Source organism: Alteromonas sp. 5NS40-0096 (assembly GCF_057544385.1).
Window position 1 is genome coordinate 936,590 of the sequence record NZ_BAAJLQ010000001.1, and the last position, 24,797, is coordinate 961,386.

The 24,797-nt window shown below is 47.0% G+C and carries 22 protein-coding genes; 8 read left to right on the plus strand and 14 right to left on the minus strand.

From position 1 onward, the window contains the following. On the minus strand, positions 1 to 2,127 hold the full coding sequence (locus AC27G9_RS04325) for a 3-hydroxyacyl-CoA dehydrogenase NAD-binding domain-containing protein (RefSeq protein WP_487071387.1): 2,127 nt from the start codon (positions 2,125 to 2,127) through the stop codon (positions 1 to 3). A gap of 257 nt (positions 2,128 to 2,384) precedes the next feature. Here AC27G9_RS04325 and AC27G9_RS04330 point away from each other — a divergent pair, with 257 nt between their 5' ends. The 4 genes from AC27G9_RS04330 to AC27G9_RS04345 all read left to right on the plus strand — a co-directional run bounded on the left by AC27G9_RS04330 (position 2,385) and on the right by AC27G9_RS04345 (position 5,215). Further along, positions 2,385 to 3,290 carry a haloalkane dehalogenase gene (locus AC27G9_RS04330; RefSeq protein ID WP_487072053.1) on the plus strand — a complete coding sequence of 302 codons (906 nt, stop codon included), beginning with the start codon at positions 2,385 to 2,387 and terminating at the stop codon, positions 3,288 to 3,290. 8 nt (positions 3,291 to 3,298) lie between these two features. Further along, entirely contained in the window at positions 3,299 to 4,066 is a 768-nt protein-coding gene (locus AC27G9_RS04335) for an SDR family NAD(P)-dependent oxidoreductase (protein ID WP_487071389.1), read from the plus strand. 208 nt (positions 4,067 to 4,274) lie between these two features. After that, a complete protein-coding gene (locus tag AC27G9_RS04340) occupies positions 4,275 to 4,574 on the plus strand; it encodes a hypothetical protein (RefSeq protein WP_487071391.1) in 300 nt (99 codons plus the stop codon). Between the two features lie 302 nt (positions 4,575 to 4,876). After that, positions 4,877 to 5,215 carry a hypothetical protein gene (locus tag AC27G9_RS04345; protein ID WP_487071393.1) on the plus strand — a complete coding sequence of 113 codons (339 nt, stop codon included), beginning with the start codon at positions 4,877 to 4,879 and terminating at the stop codon, positions 5,213 to 5,215. A gap of 69 nt (positions 5,216 to 5,284) precedes the next feature. On the opposite strand, the gene AC27G9_RS04350 is transcribed toward AC27G9_RS04345, so the two are convergent. The 9 genes from AC27G9_RS04350 to AC27G9_RS04390 all read right to left on the minus strand — a co-directional run bounded on the left by AC27G9_RS04350 (position 5,285) and on the right by AC27G9_RS04390 (position 14,231). Then, the gene (locus tag AC27G9_RS04350) at positions 5,285 to 6,673 is read right to left on the minus strand and encodes a serine hydrolase domain-containing protein (RefSeq protein ID WP_487071395.1); all 1,389 of its coding nucleotides are present in this window, start codon (positions 6,671 to 6,673) and stop codon (positions 5,285 to 5,287) included. Positions 6,674 to 6,720: 47 nt separating this feature from the next. After that, positions 6,721 to 7,986 (minus strand): S41 family peptidase, encoded by a 1,266-nt coding sequence (locus AC27G9_RS04355; RefSeq protein WP_487071397.1) that lies wholly within the window; start codon positions 7,984 to 7,986, stop codon positions 6,721 to 6,723. A gap of 85 nt (positions 7,987 to 8,071) precedes the next feature. Continuing rightward, positions 8,072 to 9,109 carry a helix-turn-helix domain-containing protein gene (locus tag AC27G9_RS04360; protein ID WP_487071399.1) on the minus strand — a complete coding sequence of 346 codons (1,038 nt, stop codon included), beginning with the start codon at positions 9,107 to 9,109 and terminating at the stop codon, positions 8,072 to 8,074. Positions 9,110 to 9,214: 105 nt separating this feature from the next. Then, positions 9,215 to 10,192, minus strand: a complete 978-nt coding sequence (locus AC27G9_RS04365; RefSeq protein WP_487071401.1) for an NADPH:quinone oxidoreductase family protein — start codon at positions 10,190 to 10,192, stop codon at positions 9,215 to 9,217. A gap of 27 nt (positions 10,193 to 10,219) precedes the next feature. Next, positions 10,220 to 11,251, minus strand: coding sequence for a phosphotransferase family protein (locus AC27G9_RS04370; RefSeq protein ID WP_487071403.1), 1,032 nt, complete (start codon positions 11,249 to 11,251; stop codon positions 10,220 to 10,222). A gap of 10 nt (positions 11,252 to 11,261) precedes the next feature. Further along, positions 11,262 to 12,491, minus strand: coding sequence for an acyl-CoA dehydrogenase family protein (locus AC27G9_RS04375; RefSeq protein WP_487071405.1), 1,230 nt, complete (start codon positions 12,489 to 12,491; stop codon positions 11,262 to 11,264). Between the two features lie 15 nt (positions 12,492 to 12,506). Beyond that, complete coding sequence (locus tag AC27G9_RS04380; RefSeq protein ID WP_487071407.1) at positions 12,507 to 13,181, minus strand: histidine phosphatase family protein; 675 nt, start codon at positions 13,179 to 13,181, stop codon at positions 12,507 to 12,509. A gap of 135 nt (positions 13,182 to 13,316) precedes the next feature. After that, entirely contained in the window at positions 13,317 to 13,661 is a 345-nt protein-coding gene (locus AC27G9_RS04385; RefSeq protein ID WP_487071409.1) for a TfoX/Sxy family protein, read from the minus strand. Beyond that, positions 13,662 to 14,231 carry a nucleotidyltransferase family protein gene (locus tag AC27G9_RS04390; RefSeq protein ID WP_487071411.1) on the minus strand — a complete coding sequence of 190 codons (570 nt, stop codon included), beginning with the start codon at positions 14,229 to 14,231 and terminating at the stop codon, positions 13,662 to 13,664. Positions 14,232 to 14,454: 223 nt separating this feature from the next. On the opposite strand from AC27G9_RS04390, the gene AC27G9_RS04395 reads away from it, so the two are divergent. From AC27G9_RS04395 to hemN, 4 genes are all read left to right on the plus strand, one after another. Further along, complete coding sequence (locus AC27G9_RS04395; RefSeq protein ID WP_487071413.1) at positions 14,455 to 15,567, plus strand: efflux RND transporter periplasmic adaptor subunit; 1,113 nt, start codon at positions 14,455 to 14,457, stop codon at positions 15,565 to 15,567. 7 nt (positions 15,568 to 15,574) lie between these two features. Then, positions 15,575 to 18,751, plus strand: a complete 3,177-nt coding sequence (locus tag AC27G9_RS04400; protein WP_487071415.1) for an efflux RND transporter permease subunit — start codon at positions 15,575 to 15,577, stop codon at positions 18,749 to 18,751. Between the two features lie 158 nt (positions 18,752 to 18,909). Next, positions 18,910 to 21,468, plus strand: coding sequence for a TonB-dependent receptor (locus AC27G9_RS04405; protein WP_487071417.1), 2,559 nt, complete (start codon positions 18,910 to 18,912; stop codon positions 21,466 to 21,468). A gap of 111 nt (positions 21,469 to 21,579) precedes the next feature. Beyond that, positions 21,580 to 22,950: an oxygen-independent coproporphyrinogen III oxidase gene (gene hemN / locus AC27G9_RS04410; protein WP_487071419.1), complete on the plus strand. Its 1,371-nt coding sequence runs from the start codon at positions 21,580 to 21,582 to the stop codon at positions 22,948 to 22,950. 146 nt (positions 22,951 to 23,096) lie between these two features. Here the strand turns inward: hemN and AC27G9_RS04415 are convergent, their stop codons facing one another. From AC27G9_RS04415 to moaB, 4 genes are read right to left on the minus strand one after another with little or no spacing between them, the layout of a single operon-like run. Then, positions 23,097 to 23,555 carry a molybdenum cofactor biosynthesis protein MoaE gene (locus AC27G9_RS04415; RefSeq protein WP_487071421.1) on the minus strand — a complete coding sequence of 153 codons (459 nt, stop codon included), beginning with the start codon at positions 23,553 to 23,555 and terminating at the stop codon, positions 23,097 to 23,099. 1 nt (position 23,556) lies between these two features. After that, positions 23,557 to 23,802 (minus strand): molybdopterin converting factor subunit 1, encoded by a 246-nt coding sequence (gene moaD / locus AC27G9_RS04420; RefSeq protein ID WP_487071423.1) that lies wholly within the window; start codon positions 23,800 to 23,802, stop codon positions 23,557 to 23,559. After that, a complete protein-coding gene (gene moaC / locus AC27G9_RS04425) occupies positions 23,799 to 24,284 on the minus strand; it encodes a cyclic pyranopterin monophosphate synthase MoaC (protein ID WP_487071425.1) in 486 nt (161 codons plus the stop codon). Before moaC ends, moaD begins: the two co-directional genes overlap by 4 nt. A gap of 5 nt (positions 24,285 to 24,289) precedes the next feature. Further along, positions 24,290 to 24,793 carry a molybdenum cofactor biosynthesis protein B gene (gene moaB / locus AC27G9_RS04430; RefSeq protein ID WP_487071427.1) on the minus strand — a complete coding sequence of 168 codons (504 nt, stop codon included), beginning with the start codon at positions 24,791 to 24,793 and terminating at the stop codon, positions 24,290 to 24,292. Positions 24,794 to 24,797 lie beyond the last annotated feature (4 nt).

Here is a 24,797-nt window from a genome sequence, read left to right on the forward strand (position 1 = left end):
TTAAGCTCCTTTTTTATAAGTCGAAAATTTGCCATTGTTCTGGGCGATTTCGGTTAATAGAGGTGATGGATTCAGCCACATTTTGCCGTAGTCCCCTAATAGATCGCGGTAGTAGCAAAGTTTATCGTGAATGTTCTTTACACCGATTTCATCAGCGTATTGCATAGGGCCACCGCGATAAACCGGGAAGCCATAACCATAAACATAGATTACGTCGATATCGCTACTTTTAGCCGCGACACCTTCTGCTAGAATCTCAGCACCTTCATTGATCAGCGGGTAGATACATCTAACGATGATTTCTTCATCTGATACTTCTCGTTGCTCAATACCGAGGCGTTCGGCTTCTTGGCGAGCGATTTCCATCACTTCAGGATCTGGAATTGGCTTTCGGCTGCCCGCTTCGTATAAGTAAGCGCCTTTGCCCACTTTTAGACCGACACGCCCTTGTTCTACTAAGCGGTTTGCCACGACGCAATAACTTGGATCGTGCTCAATGAACTCACGACGCGACTCTCTCACGTAATAGCCGATGTCTAGCCCTGCCATATCGCCCATGGTGAAAGGCCCCATTGGCATGCCGAAGTCGTAAATCAGTTTATCGATTCGCTCGGGAGATACCCCTTCTAGGATTAGACGGTTTGACTCCCGTCCATACGTCTCAATCATTCGATTACCGACGAAGCCGAAGCACACCCCAACAAGCACTGCCACCTTGCGAATGGATTTAGCCATTTTCATGCAAGTTTTTATGACGTCAGGTGCGGTGTCTTTTGTTTTGACAACTTCCAACAGTTTCATCACATTGGCTGGGGAGAAGAAGTGTAATCCGATCACGTCAGACGGACGAGAAGTCGCTGTTGCTATCTCATCAATATCTAGCGTTGAGGTATTTGAAGCGAGAATAGCGCCTGGCTTACACACTTTATCCAGTGCGCTGAACACTTCTTTTTTGACCGACATTTTTTCGAAAACGGCTTCGATAACCAAATCCACATCGGCTAAATCTTCATATTGCGTTGTGCCTGTTAACAAGGCCATGCGCTGTTCAACTTGCTCGGCGGTCAACCGCCCTTTTTTGGCCGTATTTTCGTAATTTTTACGAATAATACCCAAGCCCTTTTCAAGAGCTTCGGCTTTTAGCTCTAACATCACAACAGGAATACCAGCATTAGCGAAGTTCATTGCAATACCACCACCCATGGTACCCGCGCCAATGACAGCAACCTTTTTGATATCTCGTACTGGAGTGTCTTTGTTATAGTCAGCTACATGCCCCGCTGCGCGCTCTGCGAAGAAGAAATGTTGTTGCGCACGGGCTTGTGGTGTTCCCATACACTCCATAAACAGCTCGCCTTCGCGCTTGAGACCGTCATTGAATGACAAGGTATAGGCAGCTTCAACAGCGTCAATACATTTAGCCGGCGCAAAGAAGCCTCTCGCCGCCTTCGCCACCTGTGCTTTTGCCCCAGCCAACACGGCTTGTACTTCGTCTGTCAGTGCCAAATCAACATCACACGTACGCTTGATTGGCTGAGCTGAACTCAATGTTTTTGCGACATATGCAGCAATTTGTTCTTGTGCGCCGTCAGCAGAAGGCAATACCAAATCAAATACACCCGGTAGCTTTTCAACACCGGTGGGCTTACCTGAAGATATCATTGTCACGGCTGTAGTGACATCAGCTAAGCGTGGCAACCTTTGCGTACCGCCCGCTCCTGGCAGGATTCCCAAGTTAACTTCCGGCAAACCGACTTTGTTACCCGCAAAGGTAATCCTGTGGTGACAAGATAAAGCCACCTCTAAGCCGCCACCAAACGCTGGCCCAGGCAACACAGCGAAAACCGGCTTAGAAGACTGTTCAATTTTTTCGAGTACATCGGGAAGCATTGGCGACATATTGCCAGATGAGAACTCAGAGATATCCGCACCGCCTGAAAATAGTGCCAGAGAAGACGTAATAACAACCGCGTGTACGTTGTCGTCTTGCAACGCTTTGTCCATCCCTGCAATTAACCCTACGCGAACCGCTTGAGACAATGCATTTACTGGCGCATTGCTCATGGTTATCACAGCCATACCTTGCTGCACGTCATAACTTACAACATCAGAAACCTGCTCAGCCATACTCATTCCTATTTCATGCTTGATCTTCTGTTACTTAGCGATGTTAGGTTACGACCACCAATCATCCAAGTTTATTGGTGTTATATTAATTTATTAAAAATATCAATAATACTCGGGAGTCGTTTACCTTATTGAAACAACGACAAATTCTTATCCAAACCGCGCGTGGCTTAATTTGACAAACTTTTGACCCTCTGTTTTTGTTGTAGAAAGTAAACAAAATGTTAACAACAAAAACACTGATGACGGAGCAACCAATGGATAGCCTCAGAACACCTGAATCCGCTTTTTCAGATATCAAAGATTTCCCGTACACACCTAAGTATGTCGATGTCACGGATACTATGAGTCGTTCATTGAGAATGGCCTATATTGATGAGGGTGATGTAAATGGGACAACCATTTTACTGCTTCATGGTGAGCCAACATGGAGTTATCTATACCGTAAGATGATACCGCCTTTGGTATCGGCGGGCTTTCGTGTGTTAGCACCCGATTTAATTGGCTTTGGCCGTTCCGATAAACCTGTGGCACAAGAGGACTATACCTATGCCCGCCATCTTATCTGGCTTGGCGATTGGTTTAAGCAAGTTGCGCCTGAATCGGTCGCCCTATTCTGCCAAGATTGGGGAGGCATATTAGGGCTGAGGTTGGTCGCCGATATGCCACAACGTTTCAGCCATGTTATGGCGGCCAATACTGGCCTCCCTACGGGAGAGCATCCCCCTTCTGACGCGTTTTTAAATTGGCGCCGATTTTCCCAAGAGGTAGAGATTTTCCCGCCCTCGGGTATTGTGAAAGGAGCAACAACAAGTGAACTAGATGCAGAGACGCTAGCCGCCTATAACGCGCCTTTTCCCGAAGAAAAATACAAAGCCGGGGCAAGAGTGTTTCCGCTATTAGTGCCCGCGACACCTTCTGATCCGCAGACAGAAAACAACCGAGCTGCCTGGTCGAAACTTCGTCAATTCGAAAAGCCATTTATGACGGCATTCAGTGACAGTGATCCTGTCACCGCTGGTGGTGACAAGCTCATGCAATCCCTCATTCCAGGCTGTGAAGGTCAAGAACACGTTGTGATAGAAAATGCCGGTCACTTTCTGCAAGAAGACAAAGGCGAAGAACTCGCACAGCACCTCATCACCTTTATCAACAAAAATTAAGGACAAACATGGACGCATTACTCGACTTTTCAAAAGAAACGGCCATTATCACCGGTGCCGCCAGTGGATTTGGTAAACTCCTCGCTCATGGCCTAGGCAACAGAGGCTGTAATCTCGTCATCTCAGATATCAACCAAGACGGACTGACAGCAATTGAAAACGAACTCAAAGCGGCGGGTATCAAGGTGACATCTGTTGCAGGAAACATTGCACAAGAGAGCGTATCTCAACAGTTGGTTGAAGCAGCCATGTCGACATACGGAAGCTTGACAATTGCGATAAACAATGCCGGAATCGCCCACCAACCCGCGCCAATACATGAAATGACTGAAGACATTATTGATTTGCAAATGGGAGTTAACGTCAAAGGCGTTATGTTTGGCATGAAGTACCAATTACCAGTGATGTTGAAACAAGGACAAGGCCATATTTTAAATGTCAGTTCTCTGGCAGGCCTCGGTGGTGCGCCAAAAGGCGGCGCCTATGCTGCGGCAAAGCACGCTGTTAGTGGCGTTACTCGCACTGCTGCCATCGAATATGGGCGCAAAAATGTACGCGTTAATGCCATTTGTCCGTTCTATAGCCCAACCAACATCCTAAATGTGGATGGCTATAATACGCCAGAAGCCCAAGCCCAATTAGCACAGGGATCGCCGATGAAACGCCTAGGAAGCCCTCAAGAGATAGTGAATACCATGCTACTGATGCTATCACCCGGTAATAGCTTTATGAATGGCCAAACCATCGCTGTGGATGGTGGCGTAACGGCTTGGTAGATTCGAGCCAAACGTACAAAGGCGAGCAAATAACGGCTCTCCTTTGTACTCCACTTATAAGATGCCTCCCATACCGTATATTTTTTAATACCTAGGTATAGCCCTCCTACTTTCAACCTTCCTGCTTTTGTCGTGTAATGAATAGGCAAACAAAACTGACTGACGCCATCGCAAGATGGCCGATGTTAAATAAGAAGAGAATAAAGCCGTGTTGAAAGTAGTAGCCAAAAAAGTTATTCCAGCGATGGGACTTTTAGCCATCGTTTCCAGCCCTGTCAGCTTTGCTTCTGAAAATGCTGAAAGCCGAGCGCAGTGCAACGCAAACTCTTCGATCAATCAAGCTTACGTCAAAAAAGTGAAACGCAACGCCGCTTCTGTGGGTGCGCTTCTTAGCTTCAATGGCACGTGCAATGGTGACAAAGTCAACGCTGACAAAATTGCACAAGACATCGAGCCAAACGCTATCATGATGAAAAAGCTGCCTAAAACCATTATTGCTAAGCGATAATTGCAAAGCACACAACACAGACTGACATAGCCATCCCCTGGCCAGTACTCTTTTGCAGTATTGTGAGCAGCGCCTAGTGGAATTCAACGTCTCCCCTCTTTTGCAGCCCAACTGGGTCATTTCGACTTCGATCGTAAATTTCTATGACTCATGGTCCATTTCTGGTGAACAAGGCACTCTCATTGACGTTGGTCAATCTAGAGGACTGCAAAGGTACTACTAATAATTGCTGCCCTTTTGATAAGAGGTTAGCTGCCCTGTAATATCGACATCGAAGAACTATCAAAAATGTGAGAACAAAAATGGAAACTGTAACTTGTTATCGGCCAACAGGTCAGAAGGAGTTGGATTTAGTCGCAGAAAGTGGGTTCAAATATTGGCCGCCCCGCTTGCCCGAACAGCCAATCTTTTATCCCGTTACCAATGAACAATATGCGATTGATTTAACACAATGGAATATTAGCGATTTTGGTGCCGGTTATGTCACCAAGTTTGAAGTTAAAAAATCGTTTATGGACAACTACCCTATCAAATGTGTGGGCGCAAGCAGCCACACAGAATGGTGGATACCAGCAGATGACCTTGAAGAACTTAACAACAATATTGTTGGCTCAATTGAAGTCATAGGTGAGTACAGGTGATTGATTGTTATAGGCTAAGCCGTTTCACTGCTGCGTAACGGCTTCAAGTTTTGGGCTATTTTCGCCTTTTCACTGTCTCTTCAACGACGCGATAATCCCCGACACGAGTTCATTCATGCCGCTGTTCGTACCCGGATGGGTAAAGCCCAGCCTCACCACAACTAAGTCCTCTGATGGCACAACCACAACATATTGCCCCTGATACCCACTCATAAAGTAAGCATCATTCGGTACATCGGGCCACGGCGGAGACCATTGTTGGTTTACAGGTGCGGAATTCAGCCAAAATTGTGCGCCATACTCTCGATTCTTCGCCGTTGGTGTCGGCGTGGTGCTATAAGACACCCAGTTTTGTGGTAATAAGCGCTGCCCTTCCCACACTCCATTTTGCAACATCAATTGGCCAAACTTTGCCCAATCTCTGGCGGTGGCGTAAAAATAGGAAGACCCCACAAAAGTGTTACTGCCGTCTAACTCCATCAGCGCATTACTCACTCCCATTGGGCCCAATAATGCTTGATTCAGGTAGTCATATTTGTTTTGTAGATCGCCGCCGATGGCGTCAAACATCGCTTGTGCAATGATATTTGTCGTGCCACTAGAGTAGGCCCAATGGGTGTCAACAGGGTGCGCCAAAGGCATGTTCAGCGCAAAACGAGCGGTATTCGCTTTATTCGCCAACATGTCAGTCACGTCGGTGTTTAAGCCATAAGACTCATCAAACGCCAAGCCACTGCTCATTCTCATCAAGTGGTCTAGCGTTATTGAACGTCGTTCATCATTTTGCCATTCAGGAAAAGTAAGAGGTGCATGAATATCAACAAGGCTTCGCATCTGTAACGTGCCGACCAATAGCGTAGTTACGCTTTTGGCCATGGAGTTGCTTAAACTCGGCACATTCTGCGCTAGAGGCGCCACGTACTGTTCTGCGATCAGTTTACCTTTGTGTATTACAACAACCGCTTTGGTTTGTTTGAGTCCCGAACTCTGATTTTCTGAAAAAGCTTGTGCTATTGCACTGTCGAGGCCTGCGTAGTTAACCCCTTCTAGACGCTCGGGAGGCAAGTTGCCCCGCGGCCAAGGCGCAGCTTTGTCTGTTGGGACAACACTGTGCGATCTGATCTCTCCCAACAACTGAGACTGTCCCTGCCCCAACAATGTACAGCCCATGCCCTCGCGATGCCTAGCTTCTCGCGCAGCAAGTCCCAAAACACTGGTATGTAACGTCTGTGTTTGCTCGTCAAGAGAATAACTGACATAGGCAAAAGCCGGATCAATGGGTAATAGCACTTCTGCCATTATCTGCTCAAAGGAATAGCCACTGTTGTAATAGCCTGAACACAGCTGTTTAGCGGCATAGCCTGTCGCGACATTTAACGTTTTATCAATGTCTTTGTAGAAATACCCCACCGCAACAAGGGCGGTAACCAAGGTGATAGCGATACTCTTTTTAAACATATTTTGACCTCAGAAAACTGGCGAATTTAAGCGTATTTTAAGGCGCGCTACTGCATCAAAATCTCATTAATTGCTGCGTCTATACCTTGTTGATAATCGCTCCATTTCGGCATTACTAGTACGTCGGGGATCACGCCTTCCGTCGGCGTTTCTTGTAAGCGAAATAGGCGTTTTGAATACGTCACTCGAAGTTTCGAATGGTGCAAGCTAAATTCGTCCATATCCTGATAACCGGTGGGGTTAGAGCCTGTTGGCATACCTACAATACGAGCGTTTAACAACTCTCGAAACAGTGCGGCATTGCTTGCCCCAGCAGAGAAAGTATTGGCACCAGTCAGTACGTTGACGCCGTGTAGCCAGTCAATACCGTCTACTAGGTTAAGTCCGTGAGCCAAAATCAAACCTACATAGAGATCGCCACCACCATTTTCACGCATATCGATAATGACATCTGAGCTTTGATTTTTAGTCATAGATACCACGAGTTCTTCGACAAACTTTGTCATATCCTCGTAAGACGGATAGCCAGAAAAATGAATATAAGTTGTCGTGGTTCCCTCAATCTGGGTGAACCACAAGAAATCAAATTCGGCCTGTCTTGGCTTGGCAATTAGCGGAAAGGTTCGTTCTATTTTTATTGAATCGAGTTGTTCAAAATCAGACTCAGATAGCGCCTGAAGAGGCAGTGAAATAGCTTTGCCTGTTTCAGTTAGAAATTCAAATTGGGCGGTGTTTCTGAAATTGGTAATCCCTAGGCCATGGAGTACCTCTGCGATTCGCATGTAGGTGCCAATTCGCACGACTTGTGAATGGCGATTTTCAACGAATTGAACGACATCAGACAACGCATCTTCTATGCTTTGGACGGCTATGCCATCAATACTGATCAGTGTTGCTCTCAGCAATTCTGTGTTGGCTTTCGACACCTCAGTGACACGCCATTGTCCACTCACCTTTTCAAATTTAAGTGGGTAACGCTCAATATCCCAATCGCGAATTGAGATGGCGGTATGGCCATCACCAATCTTGCGCGTTAATCGCATCAAACGCAATGCTATCTGCCAGTCAGTGGGAAACGGTTGAGCGGTGAGGATATCTTGAAGCGCTGCCTGAAACGTATCCACATCAACCTTGTTGTACAAGTCGATATGACGAGATTCCAAGCCATGTTGAAAATCAGACAAGTCTCGCTGCCATTGGGCTTTTCGAAGTTCATTATCTAAACGATTAGGCTGGTCGCGTGCTATCACCCAATGGGCAAAAAGCAACCCTACCAATAGTGATAAAAAGACGATTATTCTAGACAGATTCACAATATACACTCCCGTAGTTGAGAGTGTTATTTCAGCTCCAAATGCCTTTATAATCGCGTAACATCATGATTTTAAACGTTCAAAATCATGATTCTGAACTCAAGGATTTGCGATACTGCCCCGGTGTCGCATTCATATGTTTTTTGAATACCGTGTTAAATGACGCCTTAGAACTAAAACCCGCTGCTAAACCAATGTCAAGTAATGAACGAGTCTTAGATGTTTGGAGAAGCGACTTCACTTTTTCTACCCGCAATTGGTTAATGTAATCATTAAACGAATCACCATGTACGATATTAATGGCTCTAGAAATATCACGAGTCTGCCAGCCAGTTTTCTGCCCTAAATCGGCAAGGGTAAGGCGTGGCTGACAAAACCATTCATTGTCTTTAACCGCACCATCTATATTGTCGAAAATCGCTTGAAAATCACTTTCTGTGTCCTGTTTCGTGGGCGATTCTGGTTCGGGTTGTTCGTTTATACTGTTTAGCGCGTTGCTCTCGCGATTCAACACGACAATCATACCAGCCAGCAATACCGTAGAGCATATCGACGTAGTAATGTGCAACCCCATGTTGAGTTGCATGCCCAGTTCAATTTGATAGTTCAAACGCAGTAGATCCAGAGCATTGATAACGGTAGATAGCCCTACAAGCCAGGCAAACCAGGTCAGAGATACATCGGCAACGTCCGACCGCCAATACGCCAGTTTTTCATTTGCACGCAAAATCATAAGGATAGTGAGAACCGTATAGACAGCACGGATAACCGTGCCAATAGCGATGATTTCCTGCACAAAATGCGCAAAGGGCAGCGCCATTAACATAGGCAAAAAATGTATGAGAATACGTTTGTTTTGATGCCCGTTGATCAAGAATTTGGCGCAAATATAAAAAGCGGGGGCAAAGCCAATCACAAAAATGGGTGTGATCAACGCGACAACATCACGTAGCTGGGTATTCTCAATGATGTTAAAAATGGAGGAAAGTACCACCAATAACAAAAAAATGTGTACGCCAAAAAATCGCGACTGTTTGGGGAGAATGGCCATGCCCATGGTGGCAATACCAAACTTGAATGACTGCAGCAGAAGAGACGAAAGTTGTATATCGAAAGAGAGCACAGCGTTGTTCTTGTTTTCTTACTTGATCTCATGCTAATCGCGCACGACACAACAATCAATAGCGCTGAACCGATCGGGGCTGGACACTCGGCCAGCCCCATCATGTTACTTTGTGGTTAGTACCATTTTACCTTTAACTTCACGATTTAACACTTTGGATAAAGCGGCACTCGCGTCATTTAACGGTTTAGCTTCGTCAACCACGACTTTTACTTTACCTTCAACATACCACTTAACGAGTTCCTGCATGTTTGCTTGGAAGGTTTTAGGGTCATGCTGTGTAAATGAGCCCCAGAACACGCCAACCACAGAATAGCCTTTAACCAAAGACAGGTTTACTGGGAATTTGGGGATTTCACCACCTGCAAAACCCACGACTAACAAGCGTCCTTCCCATGCCATTGAACGGCTACAGGTATGGAAAGTATCACCACCGACACATTCGTAAACCACATCGGCACCTTTCCCGTTAGTGGCCTCTTTCAACGCTTCTTTTAAGTCTTGCTCGGTATAGTTAATCAGTACATCAGCACCATTTTCTTTTGCTAATGCCAATTTTTCTTCCGTTGAACAAACCGCGATGACCTTTGCGCCCATTATCTTGCCAATCTGTACAGCCGCTAAGCCAGTGCCACCAGCGGCTCCCGTCACAACTAAGGTTTCACCCGGCTGTAACTTAGCACGTTGCTTCAAAGCATGATGGGCAGTCGCGTGAGCGGTGACGAGCGCAGCAGCTTCATCACTTGGAATTTCATTGGGAAGTGGCATTACCTGCATGGCCGGAATCAGCGCTTTTTCCGCATAGCCGCCTAAGGTACCCAGGCCGATTACACGCATGCCTGGCTTCAAAAACGGCACGTCATCAGCGACTTCGGCTATTGTTCCAGCTACTTCATTTCCCGGTATAAAAGGAAACGGTGGCTGCATTTGATACAAACCTTGAACCAACAATCCATCTGGAAAATTAACACCAGCGGCTTCGACATCGATCACAACGTGACCCGGTTTAATCACTGGGTCTGGCACGTCTTCAAAACGGAGTTGTTCTACCGGTGCAAATTCATGACACACAATGGCTTTCATATTCGAATTCCTTAGTTTTTAATTCTGTCATTTAATACTTTGGGCAGCGAGAGCAGCAAGTGGCTTAACCATCTGCGCCAACGCGGCGGCTTTTGCATTGGATGCATTGCCGTCTAATGAACGCTTCACTACACCTTGCAAAATCGCTGCTAATCGGAAGAAGCTAAATGCAATGTAAAACGTCCAGTTATCTATTGATTCAATGCCCCGTCTTTCGCAATACAAGCGCACGTAGTCTTCCTCACTGTGTACACCTAGAGCCTCTCTGTCCAAGCCTCCGAGGCCAGATGCATGAGCGAGGTCTGCGGGCAAACGCAGCTGCATACACTGATAAGCGAGATCTGCGTACGGATGGCCTAGCGTTGACAGCTCCCAGTCCAATATCGCCACGACTTCGGCGGTGTCATCTTGGGTGCGTTTGAACATCATGTTGTCGAGCCTAAAATCACCGTGTACCAGTGACACCAAACCATCATCTTCAGGTAGGTGGCGTTCTAAGTAATCAATCAAATGTTCAAGGTCTTCGACATATTCGGTTTCTGACGCGCGGTATTGCTTGGTCCAACGGGACAGCTGACGCTCGAAATAATTGCCAGGTTTGCCATAATCGGACAACTCCACCTCTGCAACATCAACGCTGTGCAATGCGGCAAGCACGCGATTCATTTCATCGTACATAGCGTGCCGTCGGGCCTTTGAAGCTACTTCAGGCAAGGCTGAATTCCAGTAGATATCCCCTTCCACGCATTCCATAATGTAAAACATGCTGCCAAGTATGCTGACGTCTTCACACAAATGGTAAGCCTTGGGTACGGGGACATCAGTATTGGCCAGTGCACGAATCACTCGGTATTCTCTATCCACAGCGTGGGCGGACTTCAGTAAGTTTCCAGGCGGCTGACGACGCAAAACAAACACGCCGTTATCGGTGGTCAACTTAAAAGTCGGGTTCGACTGGCCGCCGCTGAACTTTTCGGCCTCGGTTACCTGGCCGACTTCAGGACAATGCGCCGCAAGGTAAGCATTTAAAACCGTTAAATCTAACGTTGTTACACTCATTGATGTCTCGCTACTTCATCGAACGTTTAGCATTGGTATCACTGATCAAATTTCTGCCCAATTGCATCATGTGCACTTGATCTGGGCCATCAGCCAACCTCACGGTTCTTGCGTAAGCTAACATGGCGGAAAGCGTAAAGTCCTGACTAGTACCAGCTGCGCCATGCATCTGAATCGTTTCGTCAATCACTTCGCAGGCCATTTGGGGCGCGACGATTTTAATCGCAGCAATCAAATCACGAGATATCTTGTTGCCAAATTTATCCATTTTGTCAGCGGCTTTTAGCGTGAGTAATCGAGCTTGCTCAATCTTGCAGTACATGGTTGCGATGCTCTCGCGGACACTTTGTTGTTTGCTCAACGGTTGACCAAATGCAATTCTCGACTCTACTCGCTCACAAGCGAGATCTAACGCTCGTTGTGCACAACCAATCAATCTCATACAGTGATGAATACGGCCCGGCCCTAATCGACCTTGTGCAATTTCAAACCCTTTACCCTCTCCGACTAAAAGATTTTCCGCTGGCACGCGTACGTCTTCGAACAGTACTTCTGCGTGACCGACTGGCTCATCGTAATAGCCCATCGCAGACATAGCACGAACGATGGTGACACCCGGTGTATTCATTGGTACGAGAATCTGAGACTGCTGTTGATGCCTTGGTGCGTCAAAATCTGTTTTACCCATCACTACCATTATTTGGCAGTTTTCATTCATCGCACCACTGGTGTACCACTTTCGACCATTGATGACATATTCATCACCATCTCTGACAATTGCCGTTTCAATGTTGGTTGCATCACTAGACGCGACTGCAGGCTCTGTCATCGCAAATGCTGAGCGTATCTCGCCGTGTAACAGAGGCTCCAACCACGCTTTCTTGTGAGCTTCGCTGCCGTATTTTGCTAACACTTCCATGTTGCCAGTGTCAGGCGCGCTGCAGTTAAAAATTTCTGCACTGAATGGAATTCGGCCCATAATCTCACACAAAGGTGCGTACTCTAGGTTCGATAGACCAGCGCCATAAGGTAAGTATTCTTCGGGTAAGAATAGGTTCCAAAGACCCGCTTCTTTCGCCTTGGTTTTCAACGCTTCCATCATTACCGGTGTTTGCCAACGGTTTGGACTGCCCTCTACTTGTTCAATGTAGGCCTTCTCAATGGGATATACCTCTTCCTGCATAAAGCGCTCGAGCTTGTCGATCAATCCTTGAGTTTTTTCACTGTATTCAAAATTCATTGTTTATCCTCACCGTTAACTGTAGGTAATGAGATCAGGCTGCCCCGGTACGTCTAGATGAGGCACGTGGTTAAATGTCGATAAGCTGGCAGATTGCTTACCTACTAGTATTTGACTAATGCTGGCATTGCGAGTTTGTAGATTGAGATTGATGACACCTTGTGGCCCAGTAGACATCACATGCGCAATAAGGCTAGCGATCGCCCCACCAGAGCTAACAACCAAGATGCGTTTATTTCCTGAACCGTACATATCGGTAAGTGAGTCCAACACGCGCTTTTGAAACGCCTGCCACGTTTCGGCCAGTTCACTCTCGGGTAAAGACGCTTGAGACCAGGCCGTCATCGCTTGTTTGAGCAAGCGATAAAACGCGCTTCGCGGTGCGCCTTCGGGAACCATAGCTTCAGGGTGTTGTTTGAGGAAGACTTCTGCCACATTAGCAAAATCAAATTCATTTAAACCTGGGTGGATACTGATGTTTTGCGTCACATCAAGCCCTTGGAGAATGCCTTCGGCGGTTTCGCGATGACGAACCATGTCCCCCATGTATATAGCATCGAAGCTCATGTCTCGACGCTTCCAATACTCGCCGAGTAACACGGCTTGCTTGAACCCAAGCTCACTGAGTTTGTCGTAATTTTCCGCGCCGAACGACGCTTGGCCGTGTCTGACTAAATAAATCTCAGCCATCGTAACCTCTTTTGTTAGCATTATGTTAACGATGGTAGAGAATTGCGAGGCATAAGTTTAATTGATAATTTGAATAAGGGTAGATTCAACAAATCTATGTTTCTGGTTATTAAATAACCCAACGCTTCGTTATACTCACGCTTCCTTTTTTAACATCGCGTGCCTGGCGGCAGAGTACGCAATATTGCCCCAATGTCTCATTCCATTAGCGTCCTCAAACACAACCTCAGGTGCTTCATAGTAACGCAATGCGATAGACTTACCTTTTCGAACATAAGTGAAAGGGCTCAACCCTTCTTCCACAAACAAGGATTGTGTTGAGTCATCGACTTTGAAATAGAGGGTGTTGTCAGCAATTAAGGCAAACATGCACCCATCAAGAAAAAAACCTACCCCACCAAACATACGCTTGTAAGTCACCGGGCCAACGATTTGTAGCAATTCAAAACACAATTGAGAAAAATCGTTCTGTAATTTCATTTATCTGCCTTGTTTTTCATCAAAGACCACACGTAAGTTGGGCCACCGTTGTTGCCAATTTTTGTTCTTTAGCCGCTGTTCAAACAACGCCATTGGCCTTGCAGGATTGTGCGTTACCGTTTGGGCAAACAATCTCGCTAAACCAAAGCCACTGCACCACTTCATACCGGTGGGGGTTAAGCGCACGGCAACGGCCGTTTCCATCTCGGGCCAAAACCGCATAGCATCGACAATATCCAAATAGGGAGGATGGCCATTTCGCACGTGCATTCTCGCTTGATTCTTCACTTGCCAATTGACGTTGGGCATGGCTTTTTCCAGTGCCGCTTGATATCTGAGGTCGGCCTCACTTTCGACATTGCCGGCATCGAAGTAAATCACATCAATATCAGCAAGCGGCGTAGAGACGCTGTTTTGATGGCAATAGTCCCACACCATATTTCGGACAAAGCCTGCGGCAATATAACTTTCAGGGATGAATTGCGAGGCCACAACGTTAAGCATCGACATACGATCTTCGTCTTCTTGCAGAATGTCATTGAGTTGTTGAATAACACTAGCTTCGTTCATGACATCACCTTGCAGAATGTATCGTTTTCCATCGCGCCTTAAGATTGGAGTGCTTGCGCATCTTACCCACACTTTACGGACAAATGCACTATCGATAGTAATATTATGGGTTTGAACAGCGACATTTCGAACCCAGTTTTTTTTCAAAATTTTCAAAGAAATCATGTGTTAATGTCTAGCGTAGACTACACTGTCTAAATGCCTTTGCCTGCGAGATAACACCGTGAATAAACTTCTTTTAATTTGCTTGTGCACCACTGTCATGATCACTGCCTGTTCCGACGCCCCACCTCAAGCCAGTCAGCCCCAAGCTCCACAAGTAGACGTCAGCACACCTATCGCACGTACGATAACCGAATGGGATGAGTATTCGGGCCGTTTTGGCGCGGTTCATGAAGTGGAAATCCGAGCAAGGGTGAGTGGCTACCTTGAACAAGTTAATTTTCAAGAGGGTCAATTAGTCCAGGAAGGAACCACCTTGTTTATCATTGATCAAAGGCCCTTTAAAATTGCGTTAGACGCGGCTGAATCCCGTTTTGCCCTCGCTCAAAAAGAGTTAGACAGAGGTAAGGATTTACGCCAACGCAACTCCTTGTCACAAGAGCAGTTAGACCAAAGAGTGAACAACTTCGAGCTGGCTCGTTCAGAGCTGAATCAAGCGAAATTAGACCTTGAGTTTACCGAAGTAAAATCCCCCATCACTGGCCGTGTGGGTCGAGACTTTGTCAATACTGGCAATTTAGTTAACGGCAGTGCGGGTAGCGCCACATTACTGACAACTGTTGTCTCTATCGATCCAATTCACTTCTACTTCGAAGCGGGTCAACAAGAGTACTTGCGATACTCCCGTTACGCCCAATCTAAACAACGGGAATCGTCAAGAGAAGTGGCCAACCCTGTAAGGGTGAAACTGCAAGATGAAGAAGACTATGTGCACCCCGGTGTAATGGATTTTGTCGATAATCGCGTAGACCAGAGCACGGGAACGATTCAAGGGCGGGCCATTTTGGAAAATAAAGAAGGCTTTTTGTTACCTGGCTTGTTTGGTCGTATGCAATTGTTATCCCGAGCAAATGTCGATGCGATATTAGTACCTGACAATATCATTGGTACAAATCAAACCATGAAATTCGTTTATGTCATCGACGAGGAAAACCGTTTGCAGCCTCGCCCAGTGGTGCTGGGTAAACTACATAATAAAACCTTGAGGGTGATTGAGAGTGGATTAACAGCAACAGATACCATCGTGGTAAATGGTTTGCTAAGAGCGCGTCCTGGAATGGTGGTATCGCCCCAATCGGTAGACATCAGTGCACAATATCCCGAAGCACAATAGGTGACGTATGAATTTTTCTCTTTTCTTCATAGACCGGCCGAAATTCGCTACCGTCATTTCAATTATCACGATGATCATCGGCGCTGTAGCTTACTTCACGTTACCCATTGAACAATACCCCCAAATTGCGCCACCTACAGTTCAAGTTGTCGCGACCTACCCCGGCGCCAATGCCGAGATTGCATCGAAAACCGTAGCGACACCGCTAGAACAAGAAATCAACGGTGTCGAAGGTATGTTGTATATGTCTTCGCAATCGACATCCGACGGAAGAGTCACCATTACCGTGACCTTTGAACTTGGGACTGATTTAGATACGGCGCAGGTGTTAGTACAAAATCGAGTATCCATTGCTCAACCTCGGCTCCCTGAACCTGTTCGGCGATTAGGGGTGGTCACACAAAAGAATTCGCCAGATTTGATGTTGGTTATCAATTTGTATTCTCCCAATGGCACTTATGACCAAACCTACATCGCTAACTATGCCTCTTTGCAAATCCTCGATGAACTGACACGTATTGACGGCGTTGGCGACGTGCAGCTGTTTGGTGCTAGTCGCTACTCTATGCGGGTTTGGCTAGATCCAGCTCTGATCGCTTCACTCGAAATGACCGCGGCAGAGGTGGTCAGTGCACTGCAAGGGCAAAACGTACAAGTGGCCAGTGGCACGCTCAATCAATCGCCTGTACCTCAGGGGCAAACGGCCTTTGAGATTGGCGTTCAAACGCAAGGCCGATTGACCGAACCTTCAGAATTTGAAGATATTGTGATTAAGAATGAGAACGGTCGCGTTGTACGGCTCAAAGATGTGGGTAGAGTGGAACTCGGCGCAGAGAGTTATATCACCCGCGGCTACCTCGGTGAAAATCAAGCTGTCGCCATGCCGATATTTCAGCGCCCAGGGTCGAACGCGTTAGAAACTGCCGACACCATCTTTGCCACAATGGAACGCTTGGGGGCTTTCTTCCCTGAAGACTTAGAATGGACTAGTGCCTATAACCCAACCGAGTTTATCAGTCAGTCTATAGATGAAGTGAAAAAGACCATTTACGAAGCTGTAGTGTTAGTGGTACTGGTCATCATCTTGTTCTTACAAAACTGGCGAGCGGCACTCATTCCGATTATCGCAATTCCCGTTTCCTTGGTGGGAACATTCGCCGTTATGAGTGCTCTTGGCTTTTCTCTCAATAATTTATCTTTGTTTGGTTTGGTGCTGGCAATCGGTATTGTCGTGGACGATGCCATCGTTGTCGTTGAGAACATGGAACGTTTAATGAGCGAGGGGATGTCTTCTTACAAAGCGGCCCAAGAGACCATGAAGGAGGTAGGCGGTGCTTTGGTAGGAATGGGGTTAGTCTTGGTTGCCGTATTTTTACCGTCGGCGTTTATCGGCGGTATTTCAGGGCAGTTTTTCCAACAATTTGGGGTAACGATCGCAGTGGCAACCGTTATTTCGGTTGCTGTTTCCTTGATCCTCAGTCCCGCCTTGGGCAATTTGCTGTTTCACGGACACGAACGGGCCGACCACTCCGAACAAACAAAAAATCCAATCGACTTATTTTTCCGAGGCTTTAATAGGGTCGTTGACGCCCTCGCCTCTGCCTACGGCAAGGTTGTCTGTAAGCTTGTAAAAATAGGACCAGCTATTATGGTTCTGTATATCGGATTGATGATGGTAACGGTATGGCAATTTACTCGGGTTCCTCAAGGTTTTATCCCAGAGCAAGACCAAGGTTACTTGATTGTGGCGTACCAACTGCCATCGGGCGCGTCAATCAGCCGAACTGATGAAGTCACCAAACAATTAACCAGCAACCTTTTGAAAATAGACGGCGTGGCCAACTCTGTTGCCTTCACAGGTTTCAATGGTGCGACCTTTACCAACAGCACAAACGCAGGTGTCGTTTTCACAACCTTAGAGCCCTTCGAGCAACGCAATGCAAAAGGCATTAGTTTCAATGACATTTACAACCAGTCTTGGGGCGCGGTAGCGGGTATCAAAGAAGCTTTCGTCGTGGTGATCAAACCACCCTCAGTGCGAGGAGTTGGCAATGGTAGTGGTTTCAAAATGATGCTACAAGACAAGGGCGGTATCGGCTTGCCCGCATTAGAAGGTGCAATGTGGCAACTTGCCGGCGCCGCAAATCAAGCACCGGAGACCACCAGTGTTTTCAGCTTTTTTGAGACAAATACCCCACAACTTTATATTGATATCGACCGCGAAAGAGTGGAGCAATTGGGCGTATCCGTCCCCGATGTGTTCTCTACGTTAGAGATTTATCTCGGTTCATCGTTTGTCAACGATTTCAATATGCTCGGCAGAACCTTCCGGGTTACGGCCCAAGCGGATGCCCCCTACCGCATGGAACCCGATGATATCGGCCGCTTACGAGTGAAAAATCGCAATGGCGACATGGTGCCGTTGAGCTCTGTTGCTACATTTGAGTACCGTTCAGGGCCATCCCGTGTACCGCGGTACAACTTATTCGCGGCAGCAGATTTATCAGGTGAAGCCGCCCCCGGATACTCATCTGGCGAGGCGTTGGCCAAAATGGAAGCCTTAGCACAGCAAATTCTCCCTGCCGGCGTTGGATTTGAGTGGACTGAACTTGCCTATCAACAAAAACAAGCAGGCAACACTGGTATCATTGCTTTTGTGCTAGCCGTGGTGTTCGTCTTCCTATTACTAGTCGCCCAGTACGAGAGCTGGACTATGCCTCTTGCCGTCGTGCTGATTGTTCCAATGTGCTTATTGTCAGCCATTACTGGCGTCAATATCGCCGGATTAGACAACAACATATTGACTCAGGTGGGCTTGGTAGTCCTTGTCGGTTTGGCAAGTAAAAACGCCATTCTTATCGTCGAATTTGCACGTCAACAAGAAGACGAAGGCCTGAACATTTACGATGCCGCTATTCGAGCGGCAGTCTTGCGACTGCGGCCTATTCTGATGACTTCATTCGCCTTTATTTTAGGTGTATTGCCACTCGTGCTGGCCGAAGGTGCTGGCGCAGAAATGCGGCAAGCCCTGGGTATTGCTGTTTTTAGTGGTATGCTCGGTGTACTCTTTTTTGGATTGCTGTTTACCCCAGTTTTCTACGTGCTGTGCCGTAGACTCGCGCTGCTGTTCAAATCTCAAGAGGTACGAGAAGCCGCCTTAAAGCCCAGCCAACCCGCACAATGAACAAAATTTAGCCCAAAATAAATACTTATATATCATAATGTTAAGTTTTATTTTTGGGCTAGCTTTTCATATCGCTTTAATACTTCCCTTGATATAGTGTGTCACTTTCATCGCCTCCAGATTCAACGAGGCACCATTAGTCGGAGGAAAGTGAATTCATGTTTATCAAGACATTGCCTTTCACGACAAGGATAGTAACTGTAGCTGTTGTTGCTGTACTCAATGGAATGAGTGCAAATAGCTATGCAAATGAATCTCCCTCATCATTAGAGGTTATTGAAGTTACGGCACAAAAGCGCCTGCAAAATCAACAAGACGTACCGGTTGCAGTTACTGCGCTCAGTGGAGACTGGCTCAACCAAACCATCAGTTTCGATTTATTCGATATGCAAGGATACGCGCCGAGTTTTAGTGGATACCAAGCGCAAAGTGCTGCCAATACCAGTTTTGCCATTCGCGGCATTGGTACGTCTTCCCAAAACTATGGTTTTGAATCATCTGTGGGGTTGTACGTAGACGGTATCTACCGCGCTAGACAAACCAGCGTCATCAATGATCTGTTTGATATTACTAGCATTGAAATACTACGGGGCCCACAAGGTACACTGTTTGGTAAAAACACGCCTTCAGGTGCTGTCGTCATGCACTCCACCAAACCCAGTCATGACGATCACAATGGCTTTGCCCGCCTTACGGTGGGCAACAACAATTTACGCGCGTTTTCTGCCGCGAGTTCATTTTCAATTGTAGAAGACGAATTAGCTGTAAGAGTTGGCGGTTTTTCTACAACTCGGGATGGCCTTATCGATGATATCCATTTTGGTGACAACACACTCAACGATAGAGACCGTTCAGGCGTCAAACTGCAAGCATTGTACACACCAACCGATACGATGACTTTCCACCTGATTGCGGATTATGCCGAATTGGATGAAGTATGTTGTGCCGCACTTACGTGGCAGGACAATCGCCAAGCACTCGATGTGCCCAATCAATTTGGTACTGATACGCTATTGTCTTTACCGCCTTTCAACGGCAATGTGTTTACACGAGATGAGTTTTATGACGGTATTACCGCGTTGAACCAGTTACCTCGTTCTAGCATGAAAGACAAAGGTGTGTCGTTACAATTTGACTGGCAACTTAATTCATCTTGGCAGTTAACGTCACTAACAGGTGTACGCGAGTTCGACAGTGAAGATGACATCGATTCCGATTTCTCAGATGTTGCATTGCTACGTACCAAAAATGTCGCCAAACAAGACGCCATCTCACAAGAAATCCGGTTGCAATATCGCAGTGACAATACGTCAGCGCTGCTGGGGATGTTTTATTTCGAACAAGACCTAGCACTGGATTTTTCACTGACAACACTTGAACAGTTTCCTGCATTTTTCGATGCAGGCACTAGCCAGCTTCAACCGCTACTCGACGGGATCTCGGCGCTGAGTTCACTTACCGGGGGACTGATTGCGCCTGCAGGACGCGCGACTGTAGCGGATACACAGTTTGCTCACACTGCAGTCCAACAGCAAGACAGCTATGCGCTTTTTGCTCATCTCGATCAAGCGCTTACTGCGCACTGGCGTCTTTCCCTCGGGCTTCGCTATACCGATGAAAGTAAGACACTCAACGGGCGCTATGATGAACTCGGCCCGACGATTAATGGCTTAACGTCTGACCCAGCGCAATGGCCAAATGTTATCGCTACCGCAGGTGCCCTAGAGCAAATCGCATCAAACCTGAGTCAAGGTGTGCCAATTATGCCCTCGTCGTTACAGGCGCTGGCACCATTTCAACGCGATGGCTGGGGTTATTTTCTACTCGGCACAGCAAGTGTTTTACCTCGCCCAGCATTGGATGAAACCCTTGAAGATAACCAGGTTACTACATCTGTAAGGCTGTCGTACGAACCACAAGAAAATACATTGATGTACGCGGCTTTTGCGACGGGATTTAAATCTGGTGGCATCAATACCGACCGGATATCACCGCTTTTAGACCCCGTGTTTCAAGCAGAGACGGCAACCACATGGGAAATCGGATTGAAAAAAGACTGGCCGGAATATGACTTGCGGCTCAACCTTGCGGCCTATGCGGGTACGGTTGATGACTATCAAGCCACAACCTTCACCGGGACCGGTTTCAACTTGCAAAATGCAGGCAACATTGAAACCAAAGGCTTGGAAGCCGAGTTAACCTGGCTGGCCACCGCGAATGTGCAATTTAACTTTGCCTTTGCACGTAACCTTGCCACTTTCGATACGTTTGAACAAGGCACGTGCTGGGTTGCCTACACTTGGCACACGGGCATTGACGACCCAGGCAGATCACAGCCTGACGCGCCGTTTTGTTCTCGTGCAGGAGACCGAGTTGGTTTTGAACCGCAGACTACCGCGTCGGTTCGATGGCAATATCACTTTCCATTATTCGACCACGCCTTTACTCTGAGTTCTGATTACCAATACACCGGCGATGTATTTCTCGACGATACCAATGACCCATTAAAACATGTTGGGAGCTATCAACTAGTGAACGCTCAATTGTCATTGGCATTAGCGCAATGGGACACACAATTAACCATGTGGGTGAAAAACCTGTTTGATGAAAACTATACGGCGAGAAATGGCTTTGACGTGCCTGTTCAAACCGGCAAGATCATGTCTCATCCGGGCTTGCCGAGGCAATTTGGTATCACGATACATCACCAATTTTAAGTTTTATTGATCTTGTTCAATATTGGGGGCATCGCCCCCCAATATAATGCTGAGCTGAATTTTCACACCATGTGTTTTTGCACGTGCCGTTTTATGGGAAACACAGCAAGCATGTCAAATATGATTGAGTCGCTTTTTAGCAAAACCATCGTTGAGAAATACAACATTAATGGGCCGAGATACACCTCTTACCCTACGGCATTATCATTCAACACAGATATTGCAAATGGGTTGCTCGAAACAGCGTCTCATGACAGTTCAAGCGATGAACTCTCGCTTTACCTTCACATCCCTTTTTGCAAGAGCCCTTGTTACTACTGTGGCTGCAACAAAATTGTGACCCGTGATCAAGAAAAAGCCGATACTTATCTCGATTACCTTGAACGTGAAATGGCATTTCGCCAACCTGCTTTTTCTCATTATCGCGTTTGCCAAATTCACCTTGGCGGGGGGACTCCTACCTTTCTAACCGATGACCAACAGACACGCCTAGTGTCAATGCTACGCCGTTACTTTGAGATTGATGATAACGCCACATGGAGCATAGAGGCAGATCCCCGAACTTTGGACACAGACGCGTTAACCCACCTCGCGGTTCTTGGGTACAACCGATTGAGCTTCGGTGTTCAGGACATTGATTTTCAAGTACAAGAGGCAATTAATCGCGTACAAAGTACCAAAGACATAGCAAACCTTGTCCAACACGCAAGAGAAGTGGGGTTCCAGTCGATAAATTTAGATTTGATTTACGGTTTACCCCATCAAACTGAAAGAACATTCCGCACCACGCTAAGTGCTGTCATAGCAATGCAACCAGACCGGATTTCATTGTTCAGCTATGCCCATTTGCCTAGCAGATTTGCCGCTCAGCGAAAAATCAAAGATGACTGGTTGCCTTCCCCTGATACTAAGCTAGCGCTGATTAAACTCGCGGCCAAGCGGCTATCAGAAGCTGATTATGTAATGATTGGCATTGATCATTTTGCCAAACCATCCGACGAGCTAGCCGTTGCATTACAAAAGGGCGAACTTCACCGAAATTTCCAAGGCTATACAACAAGAGGCGATCTTGATTTACTTGGGTTGGGTGTCTCATCAATAAGCGCCATCGACAACGCCTATGGCCAAAACCCAAAAACGTTGAAAGCGTATTATGCCAAAATCGATGCACATGGTGATATTACCGAAAAAGGCTACCACCTAGACACGGACGATGTTATCCGCCGCAGTGTCATCATGGCGTTAATGTGCAATATGCATGTGGATTTTTCAGAGATTGAGAAACAGTTTGATATTTTATTCGCCGATTACTTTGGTGACGCATTAGAGAGTTTGCGGCCTTTTGTTCAAGACGGTCTGGTTACCTTTGATGACCAACAACTCACCATTTTACCCCATGCAAGGCTAGTGACTCGAGTGATTGCGATGGCATTCGACGCCTACTCAAGTGCACTGCAACACCGCTACTCTCGGGTAATCTAAGCGGCATTGCCAAATGGACGGGCTGTAATGTGAAACGTTATTGCGACGCGCGCTTTATCGAACTCAGGCTGATTGACTCACGGGCCGGGCACTGCACAAAGGAAGAATAGCGGCTAAGCCATTACGTACAAGTTCAGCCCAGACAATTACTCCGATTGCCAGCGCTTTGCCGCTGCTTGATCTGACGCCTTTACTGCAACCCATTCACTTTTCCCCTGGGCCCATTCTTTTTTCCAAATCGGCACGTCTTTTTTGAGAGAGTCCATAATGAAGTTCGCAGCATCAAATGCGGCTTTGCGGTGAGAAGCCGCTGTGCCGACCCAAACAATCGGTTCAAAATTTTGTAGTCGCCCTACCCTGTGAACCGCGCCAGCATTGAGTAAATCAAATCTGGCTATCGCTTCGTTGAGTAAGCGCTGAAAAATAGCTTCAGCCATACCTGGGTAATGTTCAAGTTCGATGCCGTCAATCTGCCCATTGTGATTGAAATCTCTGACCAACCCAGTGAAAGTGACAATGGCGCCAGCGCCATGGCCATCGTGATGCAATCTATCGTAAAGCGATTGTTGGCAAAACGCCGCTTCGGTTATATCAATAAAGGCCATTTTATCCACCCGTGACTGGCGGGAAGAAAGCAATTTCATCACCTGCCTTAACTGGGTGTTCTGCGTCAACGATATCCTGGTTACATGCCATCAACATCGGGTCTGCACTAATGGTTTTCCAATTAGGAAAAATCTGGCAAAGCGCGGCGCTGACATCGGCGATGGTCGCCACCCCGTCGGCGGGTATGCTTGCGCTGTCAGTGCCAACCAGCTCTCGTACTTGCGCGAAAAACTTCACCGTAATCATGATTGCGCGTCCGTTGCCTGCCAGTGCCCAGTCTTACCCCCTTTTTTCTCGAGCACTCGAATGCCCGTCATCGTCATAGCGGGGTCCAGCGCTTTGCACATGTCAAACAAAGTGAGTAACGCCACACTGGCACCGGTTAGTGCTTCCATCTCTACGCCAGTTTTCCCAGCGAGTTTACAAAAGCAACGTACCTCGATTCGCTGTTGCGGTTCGTCGACGACAAAATCAACGTCGACTTTAGACAAGGCGAGTGGATGACAAAGAGGAATGAGATCAGCACATTTTTTTGCTGCTTGAATACCAGCAATGCGGGCAACGGCGAATACATCGCCTTTTGCCATCGCTTGGTTTTGAATTTTGTCCAGCGTGACCGCTTGCATTTCAATAAAACCGTGGGCAGTTGCCTCGCGAGTTGTGACTGCTTTTTCGCTGACATCCACCATATTGGCTTCGCCTTGCTGATTGAGATGACTAAACTCCATAACCTTTAATCCACTAGGTGTGTAACGAAATTACACGGTCTAAAGGTGGAATCAAGTTGTGAACAGATAATCCCGTTCCAAGCCGTTCGACAGGCACCGGTTGAACCTGGCAAGCAAAAGATAACGGTTTTGTTGGCAAAACCTGCAATGGCGCGAGACTGAATTGTTGATGTGCCAATTTCCTCGTAACTCAGCTGTCGAAACAGTTCACCAAATCCGTCTACGGTTTTATCAAAGAGTACGCTCAACGCCTCTGGAGTAGAGTCGCGATGAGTGAACCCTGTACCACCGGTTACCAAAATCGCTTGGATATTTTTATCAGCAATCCATTGGGAAACTACGGCACGTTGTTGGTAAATATCGTCTTTAACCAAATCACGGGCGGCAAGCGTATGGCCAGCTTCCGCTAACGCATCAACCAAATATTGGCCTGAGCTATCTTGTTCAAGCGTTCGCGTATCGGAAATGGTTAGCACCGCGATATTTAGTGCGTGAGCTTCAGTTGTCATATGA

What these genes read in the sequence shown, in the direction of transcription:
- AC27G9_RS04330 (WP_487072053.1), top strand. Translation starts at nt 2,385, where the DNA reads ATGGATAGCCTCAGAACACCTGAATCCGCTTTTTCAGATATCAAAGAT.
- moaB (WP_487071427.1), bottom strand. Translation starts at nt 24,793, where the DNA reads ATGACAACTGAAGCTCACGCACTAAATATCGCGGTGCTAACCATTTCC.
- hemN (WP_487071419.1), top strand. Translation starts at nt 21,580, where the DNA reads ATGTCAAATATGATTGAGTCGCTTTTTAGCAAAACCATCGTTGAGAAA.
- AC27G9_RS04375 (WP_487071405.1), bottom strand. Translation starts at nt 12,491, where the DNA reads ATGAATTTTGAATACAGTGAAAAAACTCAAGGATTGATCGACAAGCTC.
- AC27G9_RS04370 (WP_487071403.1), bottom strand. Translation starts at nt 11,251, where the DNA reads ATGAGTGTAACAACGTTAGATTTAACGGTTTTAAATGCTTACCTTGCG.
- AC27G9_RS04385 (WP_487071409.1), bottom strand. Translation starts at nt 13,661, where the DNA reads ATGAAATTACAGAACGATTTTTCTCAATTGTGTTTTGAATTGCTACAA.
- AC27G9_RS04350 (WP_487071395.1), bottom strand. Translation starts at nt 6,673, where the DNA reads ATGTTTAAAAAGAGTATCGCTATCACCTTGGTTACCGCCCTTGTTGCG.
- moaD (WP_487071423.1), bottom strand. Translation starts at nt 23,802, where the DNA reads ATGATTACGGTGAAGTTTTTCGCGCAAGTACGAGAGCTGGTTGGCACT.
- AC27G9_RS04325 (WP_487071387.1), bottom strand. Translation starts at nt 2,127, where the DNA reads ATGGCTGAGCAGGTTTCTGATGTTGTAAGTTATGACGTGCAGCAAGGT.
- AC27G9_RS04380 (WP_487071407.1), bottom strand. Translation starts at nt 13,181, where the DNA reads ATGGCTGAGATTTATTTAGTCAGACACGGCCAAGCGTCGTTCGGCGCG.
- AC27G9_RS04405 (WP_487071417.1), top strand. Translation starts at nt 18,910, where the DNA reads ATGTTTATCAAGACATTGCCTTTCACGACAAGGATAGTAACTGTAGCT.
- AC27G9_RS04335 (WP_487071389.1), top strand. Translation starts at nt 3,299, where the DNA reads ATGGACGCATTACTCGACTTTTCAAAAGAAACGGCCATTATCACCGGT.
- AC27G9_RS04415 (WP_487071421.1), bottom strand. Translation starts at nt 23,555, where the DNA reads ATGGCCTTTATTGATATAACCGAAGCGGCGTTTTGCCAACAATCGCTT.
- AC27G9_RS04345 (WP_487071393.1), top strand. Translation starts at nt 4,877, where the DNA reads ATGGAAACTGTAACTTGTTATCGGCCAACAGGTCAGAAGGAGTTGGAT.
- moaC (WP_487071425.1), bottom strand. Translation starts at nt 24,284, where the DNA reads ATGGAGTTTAGTCATCTCAATCAGCAAGGCGAAGCCAATATGGTGGAT.
- AC27G9_RS04400 (WP_487071415.1), top strand. Translation starts at nt 15,575, where the DNA reads ATGAATTTTTCTCTTTTCTTCATAGACCGGCCGAAATTCGCTACCGTC.
- AC27G9_RS04365 (WP_487071401.1), bottom strand. Translation starts at nt 10,192, where the DNA reads ATGAAAGCCATTGTGTGTCATGAATTTGCACCGGTAGAACAACTCCGT.
- AC27G9_RS04390 (WP_487071411.1), bottom strand. Translation starts at nt 14,231, where the DNA reads ATGAACGAAGCTAGTGTTATTCAACAACTCAATGACATTCTGCAAGAA.